This window comes from Empedobacter brevis NBRC 14943 = ATCC 43319 (assembly GCF_000382425.1).
Classification (GTDB): Bacteria; Bacteroidota; Bacteroidia; order Flavobacteriales; family Weeksellaceae; genus Empedobacter; species Empedobacter brevis.
The window spans coordinates 144,772-159,531 of the sequence record NZ_KB908297.1 but is presented as its reverse complement, the minus strand read 5'-3'; the positions used below and the strand labels follow the sequence as shown (position 1 = coordinate 159,531).

At 32.1% G+C, this 14,760-nt stretch carries 14 protein-coding genes and 1 tRNA gene; 9 read left to right on the top strand and 6 right to left on the bottom strand.

All coding sequences use genetic code 11. The features are described from left to right. Nucleotides 1–18 precede the first annotated feature (18 nt). Nucleotides 19–93, bottom strand: a tRNA-Val gene (locus H277_RS0112080). Between the two features lie 126 nt (nucleotides 94–219). Then, nucleotides 220–1,113 carry a lysylphosphatidylglycerol synthase transmembrane domain-containing protein gene (locus H277_RS0112075; protein WP_019975857.1) on the bottom strand — a complete coding sequence of 298 codons (894 nt, stop codon included), beginning with the start codon at nucleotides 1,111–1,113 and terminating at the stop codon, nucleotides 220–222. A 121-nt stretch (nucleotides 1,114–1,234) separates the two neighbouring features. Between H277_RS0112075 and H277_RS0112065 the strand changes: the two genes are divergently transcribed. From H277_RS0112065 to H277_RS0112050, 4 genes are all read left to right on the top strand, one after another. Beyond that, nucleotides 1,235–2,035, top strand: coding sequence for an SDR family NAD(P)-dependent oxidoreductase (locus H277_RS0112065; protein ID WP_019975855.1), 801 nt, complete (start codon nucleotides 1,235–1,237; stop codon nucleotides 2,033–2,035). A 3-nt stretch (nucleotides 2,036–2,038) separates the two neighbouring features. After that, entirely contained in the window at nucleotides 2,039–2,491 is a 453-nt protein-coding gene (locus H277_RS0112060; RefSeq protein ID WP_019975854.1) for a GNAT family N-acetyltransferase, read from the top strand. 89 nt (nucleotides 2,492–2,580) lie between these two features. Beyond that, the gene (locus H277_RS0112055) at nucleotides 2,581–3,435 is read left to right on the top strand and encodes a hypothetical protein (protein ID WP_146810442.1); all 855 of its coding nucleotides are present in this window, start codon (nucleotides 2,581–2,583) and stop codon (nucleotides 3,433–3,435) included. Between the two features lie 56 nt (nucleotides 3,436–3,491). Further along, on the top strand, nucleotides 3,492–4,067 hold the full coding sequence (locus H277_RS0112050; protein ID WP_146810440.1) for a hypothetical protein: 576 nt from the start codon (nucleotides 3,492–3,494) through the stop codon (nucleotides 4,065–4,067). Between the two features lie 56 nt (nucleotides 4,068–4,123). Here H277_RS0112050 and H277_RS0112045 read toward each other — a convergent pair whose 3' ends face one another. The 4 genes from H277_RS0112045 to H277_RS0112030 are packed head-to-tail and all read right to left on the bottom strand — an operon-like array spanning nucleotide 4,124 to nucleotide 8,457. Further along, a complete protein-coding gene (locus tag H277_RS0112045; protein ID WP_019975851.1) occupies nucleotides 4,124–5,011 on the bottom strand; it encodes a DMT family transporter in 888 nt (295 codons plus the stop codon). A 52-nt stretch (nucleotides 5,012–5,063) separates the two neighbouring features. Beyond that, nucleotides 5,064–5,618, bottom strand: a complete 555-nt coding sequence (locus H277_RS0112040) for a DNA-3-methyladenine glycosylase I (protein ID WP_019975850.1) — start codon at nucleotides 5,616–5,618, stop codon at nucleotides 5,064–5,066. A gap of 20 nt (nucleotides 5,619–5,638) precedes the next feature. Next, entirely contained in the window at nucleotides 5,639–6,451 is an 813-nt protein-coding gene (locus tag H277_RS0112035) for a hypothetical protein (RefSeq protein ID WP_019975849.1), read from the bottom strand. 2 nt (nucleotides 6,452–6,453) lie between these two features. Then, nucleotides 6,454–8,457, bottom strand: coding sequence for a thioredoxin domain-containing protein (locus H277_RS0112030; protein ID WP_019975848.1), 2,004 nt, complete (start codon nucleotides 8,455–8,457; stop codon nucleotides 6,454–6,456). 77 nt (nucleotides 8,458–8,534) lie between these two features. Here H277_RS0112030 and putP point away from each other — a divergent pair, with 77 nt between their 5' ends. From putP to H277_RS0112005, 5 genes are all read left to right on the top strand, one after another. Continuing rightward, nucleotides 8,535–10,034 (top strand): sodium/proline symporter PutP, encoded by a 1,500-nt coding sequence (gene putP, locus H277_RS0112025; protein WP_019975847.1) that lies wholly within the window; start codon nucleotides 8,535–8,537, stop codon nucleotides 10,032–10,034. A 229-nt stretch (nucleotides 10,035–10,263) separates the two neighbouring features. Next, nucleotides 10,264–12,048 carry a DNA mismatch repair endonuclease MutL gene (gene mutL, locus H277_RS0112020; protein ID WP_019975846.1) on the top strand — a complete coding sequence of 595 codons (1,785 nt, stop codon included), beginning with the start codon at nucleotides 10,264–10,266 and terminating at the stop codon, nucleotides 12,046–12,048. Nucleotides 12,049–12,052: 4 nt separating this feature from the next. After that, the gene (locus H277_RS0112015) at nucleotides 12,053–12,793 is read left to right on the top strand and encodes a rhomboid family intramembrane serine protease (protein ID WP_019975845.1); all 741 of its coding nucleotides are present in this window, start codon (nucleotides 12,053–12,055) and stop codon (nucleotides 12,791–12,793) included. Nucleotides 12,794–12,796: 3 nt separating this feature from the next. Further along, entirely contained in the window at nucleotides 12,797–13,684 is an 888-nt protein-coding gene (locus H277_RS0112010) for a rhomboid family protein (protein WP_019975844.1), read from the top strand. Between the two features lie 5 nt (nucleotides 13,685–13,689). Further along, nucleotides 13,690–14,730: an endonuclease/exonuclease/phosphatase family protein gene (locus H277_RS0112005; RefSeq protein WP_081623219.1), complete on the top strand. Its 1,041-nt coding sequence runs from the start codon at nucleotides 13,690–13,692 to the stop codon at nucleotides 14,728–14,730. Nucleotides 14,731–14,760 lie beyond the last annotated feature (30 nt).

Sequence of the window (14,760 nt, the reverse complement as noted above, 5' to 3'; positions counted from 1 at the left end):
TTCTTATTGTCTGAAAAGTGGTCCCTACTGGATTCGAACCAGTGACCCCCTGCTTGTAAGGCAGGTGCTCTGAACCAGCTGAGCTAAGAGACCTTCGTAATTGGATTGCAAATATAGGGCTGTTTTTGAATAATCCAAATAGTTAAAATGAAAAAAATTAAATTAAATTTAATGTAAAGGCTTAACTCTTTTCATTTCAAATAAATAATTTTTTAGTTTTTAAAAAGAAATTTTTGTCTTTTTCTTTTTTTCTTCAATTTTGACTCCTTTAAACAGGTAAATAATCCCTACAAATGATATCGAAATTGTAATAATTGAAAAGATAAAAGCAGCACTTGTAGCTAAAGTTTCATCAAAGTTGAAACGATGAGCAGCATACATAAATACCGCTTCTCTGATTCCGAAACCACTAAATGAAATAATCGATAAAATACCTGAAACTAGAAATATCAATAAATAAATACTGAAATTTTCAGGATGAATGTTTAACCCTTCCAAAACAAAATATAACATTCCGACTTGAATCAATTGTAAAACGATTGAATAAATCATTGAGTTGTAAAATGTTCGTTTATGAATAGGAAACAAAATACCAAGGATGAATGGAACTGCTATAAATCCAATTAAAGAGACCATCAAAGAACCGTACTGAATCAGAGGATAGTCGGTAAGATTTGATAAGAATACTAAAAAAATGATGATTAATAGCATAGCACATAAACCAATAATTTTATCTAAGAAAACTGCTTGAGAAATTTCTTTTAAACTGATTTTATAATTCTTATTCAGGACATAAACTTTGTACGCATCACCACCAATTCCCCCGGGAACAAAAGTATTGTAAAACATACCTAAGAAATATAAACGCGCATTGGATTTATAGGATAAATCGAGGTTGATATCCCTGAAATAATAATCTAATCTAAAAACAGAAAGTGCCTGAGAGACGACATATAAGACAACAGCAATAAAAATATAAATCCAATTTGCATTTTTGTAATGACTGAAAATATCGAAAATGTGCAACTTCACAAAAAAGATGTAATAAATTAGGATGAAACTAATAGCCAGTTTTATTCCTGTTACAATGTATTTTTTAGTTTTTGGATTCAATCGAAATCTTTTGATAATTAACAGACAAATTTAGAGAATCTTCTAGTAATGATTCAAAAAAATATTTATCGACTAATATTTGTTTGATATTATGTAGTTTTGCGATTAAATCAATTGAATCATGCAATCAAAAGTTATTGTAATTACAGGCTCTTCTTCGGGAGTGGGATTGACATTGGCAAACTACTTTCATGAGAAAGGACATCAAGTTTATGGTTTATCAAGGACAGCAAAAGGTCAGGAAAAATTTAAACATATAGCAACGGATATTTCAGATAAAGAAAATGTGGGACGTAGTTTTCAAGAAATTTTTGAACAGACAAATAATAAAATTGATGTATTGATTAACAATGCAGGGATAGGAATGTTAGGAGCTGTGGAAGATGCGACGAAAGCGGATATTGAGAAGCTGTTGGATGTGAATGTGTATGGTTCAATTTATACGATGCAAGAGGTATTACCAGCAATGCGTATGCAAAAGAATGGTCATATTCTAAATGTCTCTTCTATTGCAAGTAATAACGGTTTACCATTTAGAGGTTATTATTCTGCTTCGAAAGCAATGATTGATCGATTGATTGAGTCAGCTCGTTTAGAAAATCGCCATACAGGAATAGAAATAGCAACATTGAATTTTGGAGACATTAAAACCAATATCGCTGAAGGGCGTGTAAAAAGTTTCGTTTCTCAATTTTATCAAAAAAGATACGAAGCAATGGTGGCAGATATTGATCATGAAGTTCAGGACGGAACACCTCCGGAAGATTTGATTCCTATTATAGAAAATATTTTGAATCAAAAGAATTTGAAGCCACATTATTATATTGGAAAATCGATGCAGAAATTTTCAGTGACACTAAAGAATATTTTACCGCAAAAAATGTTCGAAAATATTATTGCAAAATACTCAAAATTAGATTAATCAATGGAAGAAGTGATTTGGCATTACAAAGCTTTTGATTTATTAACATCAAAAGAGCTATATAAAATAATTCAATTAAGGGCTGAAGTTTTTGTTATAGAACAAGAGTGCCTCTACCAAGATTGCGATGGTAAAGATTTGATTTGTGGTCATATTTGGGCGACGATAGATGAAGAAATTGCAGCTTATGCCAGAATTGTCCCTAAAGGAATTTCATATGAACATGAACCTTCGATTGGCCGTGTAATTTCGAATCAAAAATTTCGAGGCTTTGGATTGGGAAAACAATTGATGACAAATTCGATTCAAGTTATCGAAAATCAATTCAAAACTTCTTCTATTCGAATTTCAGCTCAATCGTATTTGAAAGATTTTTATTCTTCTTTTGGATTTGAGCAAGTTTCTGATGAATACTTAGAAGATAATATTCCGCATATTGAGATGTTGAGAAAATGAAATTTTTAAAATACGCTTTCATTTCGATATTTTCTATTTTCATGATATTGTTTTTGGTGGATGTTTACTACTCGAACCAACTCAAAAAAATGGCTCTGTTTAGTGGAGAGGTACAGGAATGGAATCAAATACGAGAAGGAAAAACAAATGTAGAGTTAGCAATTTTTGGTTCTTCACGTGCTTTTATTCAAATTAATCCTTTGATTTTAGAACAAGATTTAGAATTGACAACGCATAATTTTGGACTGAATGGAAGCAAATTTAAAATGCAGTGGTATCGTTTCAATTTGTATTTAACTTATAATCCAATCCCAAAAATTGTTGTTTGGAATTTAGACACGTTTTCGTTTTCACATATTGACGAGGTTTTTCAACCCAATCAATATACGCCGTTTATGTTATGGAATTTTAAATTGTATGAAGCGTTAAAAGAATACAAAGACACGAAACGTGCAGATTTTATAATTCCTCTTTATCGTTACCGAGACCAGACATATTGGAAAGATCAAATCTCAAAATCGAAAAAAGAACACGTGCATGAGGATGGACTTTTTCGTGATGATGGTTTTAAATCATATAACCGAGAATGGAATGTGGATTGGGAAAAGATGAAGAAAAAGAACTCTGATTTTGATGCCAAAGAGTATGCTTTATTAGAGCAGTTAATCAATAAATGTCAAAAAGAGGGAATTCAACTGATATTTACAATTGCACCAGAATTTTACAAAGGGCAGGATTATATGTTAAATCGTGAAGAAGTGATTAATAGATATAAAACAACACTAGAAAAATACAACCTTCCTTTGTTAGATTATTCGGATGATTCGATTAGTTACAATCAAAAGTATTTTTACAATACAACGCACATGAATGATAAAGGGGCGGATACTTTTACAAAAAAATTAGCAAAAGATTTGAAAGCTTACATTAAATCAAAATCATAAAAGGGTTTAAAATTTTTTTTAAACAATTAAATTCAAGAAACTTAACTAGCTTAATAATGAAAAAAATACTATCATTTTGTTTTATTTTATTGACATTCGTATCGATGAATGCACAATCTATTCAACAAAATATAAAACGTGATTATATAGCTTATACTCAATTTGTTTTAGAAAAAAAGTTTGATCAAGCCCTGGAATATACAAATCCAAAAGTTTTTGAATTTTATACAAGAGAACAGTTTAAAACTGCTATAGAATCTATTTTTACAACGCCTGGTCTAGAGTTGAAACTGTCTTTACCAAATACGTTTGAAATTGGTGAGGCTAAACATATAGATAAGATTGATTATGTAAAAATGAATGTAGTTTCTTTATTTGAAATGAAGATAACTGAAATGGATTTTTATAATGAAGAGGAAGAAACCATTGAATATGTTGTTAGTGCGTTAGAAGAAGAATATGGTGAGGGAAATGTAGTTTTTGATAAAAAAACTCAATACTTTAAAATAACAGATAATTCAGAAGTTGTAGCAAGTTCTTTAGATAATAAAATGACATGGAAATTTCTTGTAATTCAACCTAATTTGAAACCTGTTTTAGAAAAAATAATTCCAAAAGAATTCTTAAATTAATAAAAATGCCTTATAAAGCTAGCTTTATAAGGCATTTTTATTAAGGAATATATAATCTAAACTATTTCTACTTTCTTCTCTTTTTTCTGTGTTAAATAAACACCAGACAAAATCATTGCGAATCCAACTAAATGGAACCATGTAATTTTTTCTCCAACCAAAAATCCCCAAAAGACAGAGATAATAGGCATTAGATAAGTAACCATAGAAGCGAACAAAGAACCTGTTGCTTGAATTAAGCGGTAGAATAATATCATAGCTAGTGCTGTTCCCATTAATCCTAGGATTGTTACAAATCCCAAACTTTTCAATTGCTGCTCTGTTCCTTCAAAAGTATCAAAGAATCCTGAAAAGAATAAAATAACAATAGAAGGCAATAACCAAATTGTAAATAAAGCCGAAGATAATTGGAACGAAGGAACGTCATTTAAATAACGGGTTAAAATCAAACTATTTAATCCATATAAGGCGGTAGCCAGCACTATAAGCAAACAATGAACTAAACTGTTTTCGCCTGAAAATCCATCGCCGCCAATTAATAAAACAGCGCCCAAAAAACCTATGACTGCTCCGGAAACTTGATTTTTTGTTCCTTTGATGTTAAACAACAATGCGCCAAATAATAAGATAAATAAAGGAACAAGAGAATCTAAAATCCCAGCCATTGAACTTGATACATGTGTTTGAGCCATAGGAAATAAAAACATGGGGATAAAGTTTCCGCAGAATCCGGCCAACGCCACATATCTCAGTTTATTTTTTGGAATTTTGAATAGGCTGGGAATTCCCCAAATGGCTAAAATCCCACCGGCAATGGACAGACGCAAAGCCCCAACTTGATATGGAGTATAAGCGACTAATCCTTGTTTGATGAGAATAAACGAGCTTCCCCATGTAAGCGCTAAAACGCCAAGGATCATCCAGTATTTGAATTCGATTTTCATTTTCTAAGTTTGCGCAAAGATGCAAAAGTTGAAGCGTTTTTCAAACATAAATTTACCTGCAAAAGCAATCTTTTGTATGATCGTTTACCATTCCTGTGGCTTGCATGTGCGCGTAAATAATTGTAGAACCAAAAAATTTGAAACCACGTTTTTTTAAATCTTTTGCCAATTGGTCTGAAATTTCGGTCGTGGCAGGAACTTCTTTTATTGAATTCCAATTGTTAACAATAGGCTTGTGATCAACATAGCTCCAAAAGAAATCTGAAAAAGAACCAAATTCTTTCTGAATTTTGATAAATAGTTTTGCATTATTTATTGCTGCAATAATCTTTCCACGATGACGAATAATTCCTTCATTTTTTACCAATTCCTCAATTTTAGTTTCGTCAAAATCTGCGACTTTTTTGACATCAAAATCAGCAAAAGCTTCTCTGAAGTTTTCCCGCTTTTTTAGAATCGTGTACCAGCTTAGTCCGGCTTGGAAGGATTCTAAAATTAAAAACTCGAATAGGGTTTTGTCATCTTTCACAGGTTTTCCCCATTCGTTATCGTGGTAATCGATGTACAATTGATCATTATTTACCCAAGCGCAACGTGTTTTTTCCATAGTTTATAAGTTTTTATATTTTATTTCTTTGATAAATCATCATAACAATTTTTCAAATCTTCCAACCATTTAGAATTTATAGTAGAGTCATTTTTTGTTTTATTCATGGCTTGACGTAATAAAGGTAAGAAGTCTTTGTTTTGAGTTTCTAAGATTGCTTCAAATAATACAGTCGTGTAATCATCTTTTACTAATTCTTGTTTAATGATATCAATAACTCTATCGTCATTTCTTCTTGCTAACCCTGCTATAGCTTCCATTTTTGTATCTCTGTGTTTATCATGTACACGATTCCATAATGCTTTTCGAATCTTTTCATTATCAAAATCAATTTGACCAAGATAGAAAGTGGCCCAATCTCTTATGCGGTTTGCTTTATCCTCTGAAAATTTAATTAAAACATGAATAGCATTTTCATCTTCTACAAATCCAAGCGCAGCAACAAGTGCCTGTTTAATCAAAATATTATCTGTATTTTGAAAGGAGCAGATTTTATTAATTTGTTTTTTATTTAAACTATCGTTGTTGAAACTAATTCCAAAAAATATTGAAAATAATGTATCTATATCTGTTTCTGTATTTAATAAGCCAAAATAAATTTTCAAGGTTTCTTTTCTGAAAGGTCTTTTGTCTTTTCCGAGTTGAGCTAAAATATCGATACCAATCATTTTCTTTTTTTGTTCATTTGATTGGATAAATTCAACACATTTGGCAAATAATTCTTTACTGGGACGACTTCTTAATATTCGAATATTTTCCCAACGAGACTTGTTTGTTTTGTTGTTTAAAAGACGAAATATCAGTTTTTCATCGCTCCAACTCATTTTACTCATAACTATAAGTTTTTTAATGCGTCTTCAACCGAATATGTTGGTAATTGACAGGTGTAATTTTCGCAAATATGGATGGAAGTTTTTCCTTCTTCCAAACGATTTTTGGTGATTTCTAACTTTTCAGTTTTTGAAGCAACAAAAATTGCATTTGGAATATACTGTTTTTGCAGTTCATTGAGGTATTTCGTTGAATCATTTCCTACCATTACAATTTCTTTGAAGGAATAACTGAAATTTAAATACAATTGAATCCAATTTGCAAACCCAGTTGGATAATCAACAATTTTTTCTTCAATATTAGATAGCATTTGTCTCGCTTGTTGAATGTAATTTTCTTGATTTAAAATCTTACCAAGTTTAAATAAATTATTTGCCATTATCGAATTAGAAGAAGAAATGACATTGTCATAAATCTCAAAGGTTTCGTTTACCAAGGGTGTATCGTAATGCGATTTGTAAGCAAACATGTTGTTTTTATGGTTGTAAAATTGATTGAAAACTTCTTCGGTTAAAGTCTGAGCAGCTTCTAAATAATGCATTTCAGCAGTTGTTTCGTAAAGTTTAATCAATGCTTCAATCATCAAGGCATAATCATCCAAAAAACCTGAAATTGTGGTTTGTTCATCTTTATAATTTCGAAATAAAGTTTCGCCATTCCATTGATGTTCTAAAATAAAACTGACCACTTTTTTTGCTAAATCTAAATACTCAGAATATTCAAAAGCTTGAAAAGCATCACATAAGCCAATAATCGTTAAGGCATTCCAAGAAGTTAAAACTTTTTCATCGCGGTGAGGTTTTGTACGCTGTTCGCGAATGGGGTTGAGTATTTTTTTCCATTCAGCAACTTTCATATGAAGCTCTTCTAGCGAAATGTTTTGTTGTACTGTAAAATCTTCATCATCCGTTAAACGCATCAAAATATTATTTCCATGCTCCCATTCACCAAATTCGTCAACGTTGTAATATTTTTTAAAAAGATCGAAATCATCATTTAAAATTGATTTCAATTCTTTTGTTTTCCAAACATAATATTTTCCCTCTTCAGCTTCTGAATCTGCATCAATAGCTGAATAAAAAGCATTATCCGGAGAAAGCATTTCATCTTTCAACCAATTCACAGTTTCTTCAACCACAGTTTGATATTTCTTTTCTCCGAAAATTTTGTAGGCATTCGAATACAATGAAAGCAATTGTCCGTTGTCATAAAGCATTTTTTCAAAATGAGGAACTTTCCAATACGGGTCCACAGAATATCGTGCAAATCCTCCTTTTAATTGGTCGTAGATTCCTCCGAAAGCCATTCGGTCTAACGTAATTTTGGTTTGAATCAAACAATTTTCATTTTGGGTTTGGACTCCGTAACGTAAAATAGTTTGCCATGCATTGGGTAGCATAAATTTAGGAGCACGGTTGAAACCTCCCCATTCATCATCAAATTGTTGTTGCCAAAATTCAAAGGTCTCATCTATCTTGGAAGTAGAAAAAACAGCGGAAGATTTTAATTCTATGGTTTCCATTTTATTTAAACCATCCGCAATAGAATTGACGTATTCCATCATCTTTGAATGATTCTGATGATAGAGTTGATGGATGTTCTCTAACAATTCAATCCATTGTACCTTTGGAAAATAAGTTCCACCATAAAAAGGACGACCATCCGGTAAAGCGAAAACATTCAACGGCCATCCTCCTGATTGATGAATTAATTGTGAAACATTCATGTATAAGGCGTCCAAATCTGGTCGTTCTTCCCGATCAATTTTAATGCAAATAAAGTTTTCATTCATTACTTTTGCGACTTCTTCGTCTTCAAAAGACTGATGTTCCATTACATGACACCAATGGCAGGCTGAATAACCAATCGAAATAAGCAGCGGTTTATTGACTTCTTTTGCATAAAGAAGCACTTCATCACTCCAGCTCTGCCACCAAACAGGATTATTTTCGTGTTGTTTGAGGTATGGGCTTGTCGCTGATTTGAGGTTATTTTGTTGAAAATTCATACTGATTCTTTAATAATTTAAAGTTCGTACAATTTTTATGGATGAAAAATTATATTTTCGACAAAAATTAAATAAACATGAACATTTACGAATATATTTCTATTGGTGCATATATGGCATTGATGATTGGAATTGGAATTTATTCTTATCGAAAATCGTCAAACAATTCAGAAGATTTTTTGATTGGAGGTCGTAAAATGGGAGCAGCTGTTACAGCCCTTTCAGCAGGAGCAGCAGACATGAGCGGTTGGTTGTTGATGGGGGTTCCGGGCGCAATGTATTTTACTGGATTGTCCAGCGCATGGATTGCGATAGGATTAACGACAGGGTGTTTGTTAAATTATATTTTTGTTGCACCTCGTTTACGTATTTATACAGAAGTAGCCCAAAATGCGATTACTTTACCTGTTTTTTTTGAGAACCGTTTCAAAGATAAATCTCGTTTATTACGAATTGTTTCTTCAATTTTAATTTTAGTATTCTTTACATTGTATACTTCTGCCGGAATGGTTTCCGGAGGCAAGTTGTTTGAGTCAGCTTTTGGAATGGATTATATGACAGGACTTTGGATGACTAGTTTAGTTGTGGTGTTGTATACATTTTTAGGTGGTTTTTTGGCTGTTAGTTTAACAGATTTTGTACAGGGAACGATTATGGTTTTGGCGTTGGTAATTGTACCTATTGTAGCCATTTCTGAAATAGGAGGAGTCGGTGAAACATTCTCTATTATCAATGATAAAGGGGATAAATACCTGGATCTTTTTAAAGGAACGACAACGATAAGCATACTGTCTTTGATGGCTTGGGGATTAGGATATTGCGGTCAGCCGCATATTTTGGTTCGTTTTATGGCAATTGATAAGCCATCGGATTTAGCAAAAGCTCGAAATATTGGAATTACTTGGATGATTTTTACCGTTGGAGGAGCTCTGTTAGTAGGTTTAGTTGGAATAGCTTATTTAATGAAATATGATCAGACGACTATGTTTTCTTTTGACCATTCTAAGACAGAAGCAGAGACTATTTTTATATATTTTTCACGTGTGTTATTTCATCCATTGATTGGAGGGTTTTTATTGTCTGCTATTTTAGCAGCGGTAATGAGCACGATTTCTTCTCAATTATTGGTCACATCAAGTTCGTTAACAGAAGATATTTACAAGGCATTTATCAAAAAGAATGCAACACCAAAGCAATTGTTAACAGCAAGCCGGTTGTCAGTGTTAATTGTTGCGATTATTGCGGTATTGTTGTCATTAACACCTAAAGATTCTATTTTAAATTTAGTAGGAAATGCTTGGGCAGGTTTTGGATCAGCTTTTGGACCGGTGATTGTTTTTTCTCTTTTTTGGAAAAAAACGTCTTGGCAAGGAGCTTTGGCAGGAATGTTGACAGGAGGAATTGTTGTATTAGCTTGGGTTTATACAAATCATAACTATAAAGATTGGTATGAAATAATTCCCGGGTTTATATCTTCTGTGCTTGTTATTTATGTGGTTTCTTTAATGACACAAAAACCGAATCAAGAAATTGACAAAGAGTTTGACGAAATGAAAGAAATTCTGAAGAAAAATTAATTCTGAAAAAAGAGTATAACTTTAAGTGATCTCATGATTTGAAAGGTGAGTGACTGATTGTTTTCAGTATCATTTTTGAGAGTATTATGATGAAAACATAAATCATAATAATCTCGAATTGTTGATAAGTTTCACTTTCTTAGAATGAGTAAAAAAGGGAGATTTGTTTGTATATTTGTAAAGTTTGATTAAAAAAATAATCAAAAATTAAATCAATTTAAACGAAAAAATGAACGATATTATTCAATTACTGCCAGATCATGTAGCGAATCAAATTGCCGCGGGGGAAGTTGTACAGCGACCAGCGTCGGTGATAAAAGAATTGATTGAAAACGCAGTAGATTCTGGAGCAACTTCTGTTCAAATAATTGTAAAAGATGCAGGGAGAAGTCTGGTTCAAGTGATTGATAATGGTTCGGGAATGAGTGTTACTGATGTTCGAATGGCTTTCGAACGACATGCGACTTCCAAAATCAGAACAACTGAAGATATTTACGCTATTCATACAAAAGGTTTTCGTGGAGAGGCTTTAGCATCAATTGCTGCAGTAGCTCAGGTTGAAACTAAAACACGTAGAGAAGAGGACGAGGTAGGATCACAACTGATCATCGAAGGCGGAGAAGTTCGCAATCAAGATCCGGTAGTTTGCCCTGTTGGAACATCCATTTCAGTCAAAAATCTTTTTTACAATGTTCCGGCCCGTCGTAATTTCTTGAAATCAAATCAAGTTGAGTTTCGTCATATTCAGGATGAATTTCAGCGGGTTTCGATGGCACATGAGAATATTAGCTTCTTTTTACATCACAATGATGCCGAAGTTTATCATTTAAAAGCAGGGAATCTGAAGCAACGAATTGCACAGATTTTTGGAAAAAAATTAAACTCACAAATTATTTCGGTTGAGGAGGATACAGAAATTGTAAAAGTGAAAGGGTTTGTAGGGAAACCTGATGCAGCAAAAAAATCGCGTGGAGAACAATTTTTCTTTGTTAATCATCGCTTCATTCGAAGCGGATATTTACACAATGCGATTGTAGATGCTTTTGAAAGTTTACTGCCTGCAGGTTACAGTCCTTCTTATTTTCTGTACCTGGAAATAGATCCTTCAAAAATTGATATTAATATTCATCCTACCAAAACTGAAATTAAGTTTGAAGATGAAGCTTTGATTTTTACCATTCTTAGAGCTGCAGTAAAGCATGCTTTGGGACAATTTAATGTCATTCCTTCTTTAGATTTTGAACAAGATCCAAACTGGGCATTTATTCCCTCAGCTACTGAAGATACAGAGATTAAGGTACCTGAAATTACGGTGGATTCTAGTTTTAATCCTTTTGAACATCAACAAATAAGAACACCAAAGCCATCTGATATTCGGGCGAATATGGATTTTTATAAAGATGCAGTCGAATTAGAAATTGAAAATAATCATGCACATCAATTATTTGAATCTGAAGATTTTCAAGATAGTTTTGACGTGATTCAATGGATGAATCAATATTTAATTGTAGAATACCGAGGCGAATTATTAATTATCGATCAGCACAGAGCACATCAAAAAATATTATTCGAAAAATTTATTCATTCTAACAATGGAAATGCTTTGGTGCAGCAGATGCTTTTTCCGATAGAATTGGAACTCTCATCAAATGATCGTCAGAAATTAATCAATGTTGAACATCAATTATTAAGTTTTGGATTTGACATTTCATTGGATGAAGAAACCATTCAAATCAATGCCATTCCTGTGGATGTACAACAAGAGGATGTTGTGTCGGTTATTATGGATTTTATTGAAGAATTAGAGTACCAGGAATCAATCGAATTAGAAAATACTTTTGCGAAAATTTTGGCTAAGAATGCGGCTGTTAAAAAGGGGATTTCATTAAAACCTGAACAAATGCAGACGTTGGTAGAAGAATTGCTAAAATTACCAAATCCGAATTATACACCTTACGGACGACCAATTTTTGTGCAAATGAATACAGCTGATATTAAAAAAACATTACAGTAAACCGATGAGACAATCTATACCACCGATTACAAAGAATTTACTTATTATCAATGGTTTATTCTTTTTAGCAACTTTTGTTTTTAGTACAAAAGGAATCGATTTGAGAGTTATTTTAGGTGCTTTTTACCCGGAATCTCCAAATTTTAAATTTTGGCAAATTTTGACGCATATGTTTATGCATGCCGATTTTACACATATTTTGTTTAATATGTTTGCGTTGTGGATGTTTGGTTCTGTAGTTGAACAAACTTTTGGACCAAAGAAATTTCTAATTTTATATTTATTAGCAGGATTGGGAGGCTTTACATTATTTAATTCTGTAAACTATTTTCAGATTGAACAATTTAAAGAAACCATTCAATCGCAAGGAATAGGATTGGGACAAATTTATGAAGCAGCTAAATTAAATCTACAAGGAGGCTATCATACAAACTCAGTTATACAAAGTAATCAGGCAGCGTCCGATATTTTAGATTATTATGTTACTCCGATGGTAGGAGCTTCCGGAGCAATTTATGGGTTGTTACTGGCTTTTGCGGTTTTGTATCCGGACGAAAAATTAATGTTAATCTTTTTTCCTGTTCCTATTAAAGCGAAATATTTTATACCAATTATGGTGTTGATTGAGTTTTATATGGGATACAAAAATATTGGGAATATAGCCCATTTTGCGCATTTAGGAGGAGGATTAATCGGTTTCTTGCTGGCAAGAAAGTGGAAAAAGAATTTATATAGATGGAATTAGAAAATGGGAAATAATATCTTAGACGATTTAAAATTAAAATTTTCATCAGGGAACAGTGCTACAAAGTTAATTTATATTCAGGTTGTTGTATTTTTCACCTTGTTGATTATTGATTTTATTTCTCGTACGGTAGCAAATTCAATCATCATAACAACAGATTTATTTGCATTGTCTTCTTTTGATGATTTGATTGTAAAACCTTGGCAAATCCTAACGTATTCTTGGTTACACGGAAATCTTTTTCATTTAATCATGAATATGGTACTGTTGTACTTTGTTGGGCAACTATTTTTACAACAGTTTCAGAATAGAAATTTAGTGACATTCTATATTTTTGGAGGAATTACAGGAGGAATTTTCTTTTTAGTTTTTCAGAATATCTTTAATTACTCACATTTATTGGTTGGAGCTTCAGCGGCGATTTATGCTGTTTTTTTTGCAATGATTTCTTACAATCCTAAAATGCCTGTTCGTTTATTGCTTATTCCAACTTCATTTCCTTTACTTTATGTAGGGTATGTATTTATTGCATTTGATGTGTATAACATTATTGTAAATCAAAATGCCGGAGGAAGTATTTCACATTTGGGTGGAGCTATTTTTGGGTATCTTTACATGAAACAATTTGAAAAAGGCAATGATTTTTTAGGTAACTTTATTACACGGATAGAAGAGTTGTTTAAAAAGAAAGAAAAGACGACTTTCAAAACACATAAAAATTCTTCTTCAGCTTCATCTCGAACGAATGTTCCGAAAGATGATTACGATTTTAATCATCAGAAAGTTGAAAAGCAGAAAAAAATAGATGTAATTTTAGATAAAATTTCTCGTTCAGGTTACGAGAGTTTGTCAAAAGAAGAAAAAGACTTTCTATTCAGAGAAGGTAGATAATAAAAATGAGTATAATCAGTAAGTTCAAACTAAATTATTTCAATCGTTTAGTACTAACAATTAATATTGTTTTTTTGTTGGTGGCTTACTGTGTGTATTTAAATAAAGTTTTTACACCAACAGAGATCCCTTATTTCAATTTTATTTCAATTGGCTTTCCTATTTTATTTGCATCTGGCGCGTTATTTTTGTTGTATTGGTTAGTAGTTAGCTGGAGACATTTTTTACTGGTTTTAGTACTTTCGGCTGGTTTGTTTTACCCAATTTATCTTTCTTATCCAATTGTACAGTTCAATAAGGTGAAAGATAAGAAAGCTGATTTATCTGTTTTGACGTATAATACTCACGGATTTAAAGAAGAAGGAACAAAAGAACTTTTGATAAAGAATAAGGCCGATATAATGTTGCTTCAGGAAGCATATCAAGGGCAGCAAAAAAGTTTAAAGAATAAGGAGTTTAAAGATTATTATTCAGAGTTTTATGGGTTGTTGACAATATACAGCAAATACCCAATTATTCAAACAAAAAAAATAACACCGGATAATAATGATGATTTAAATGGATTAGCGGCATATGCAGATATAGACTTGGGAACAGATACCATTCGTGTTATCAATGTTTACCTGGAACCGATGTATATCGATAAAGAGATGGTGAAAGACATTATACAATCAGACAATTCTCAAAAGGCTGAAGTTTCCAGTAGAAAAGTAGAATTGAAATTGGTAAAAGGAATGCAAAAACACCAAAAGCAGTTAGAAGCAATTATTCCGTATATTACATCTTCACGTCATCCTGTTATTTTGGGTACTGATCTAAATTCGACACCTGTTTCGTATGAATATGAGAAGTTGAAAAGTTATTTACATGATTCATTTATTCAGGTAGGAAAAGGAGATGCAACTACTTTTCATGGATTTAAGTTTCCAATTCGAATTGATTATTTGTTTCATTCTAAAGAATTTGAAACGATAGAGGCCCGTGTGATTCGAAAAAAATTCTCAGATCATTATCCTGTCGTTGTAAAATATAAATTTTCAGAATAATTTTTTCCTATATTTATTCCATAATCAATC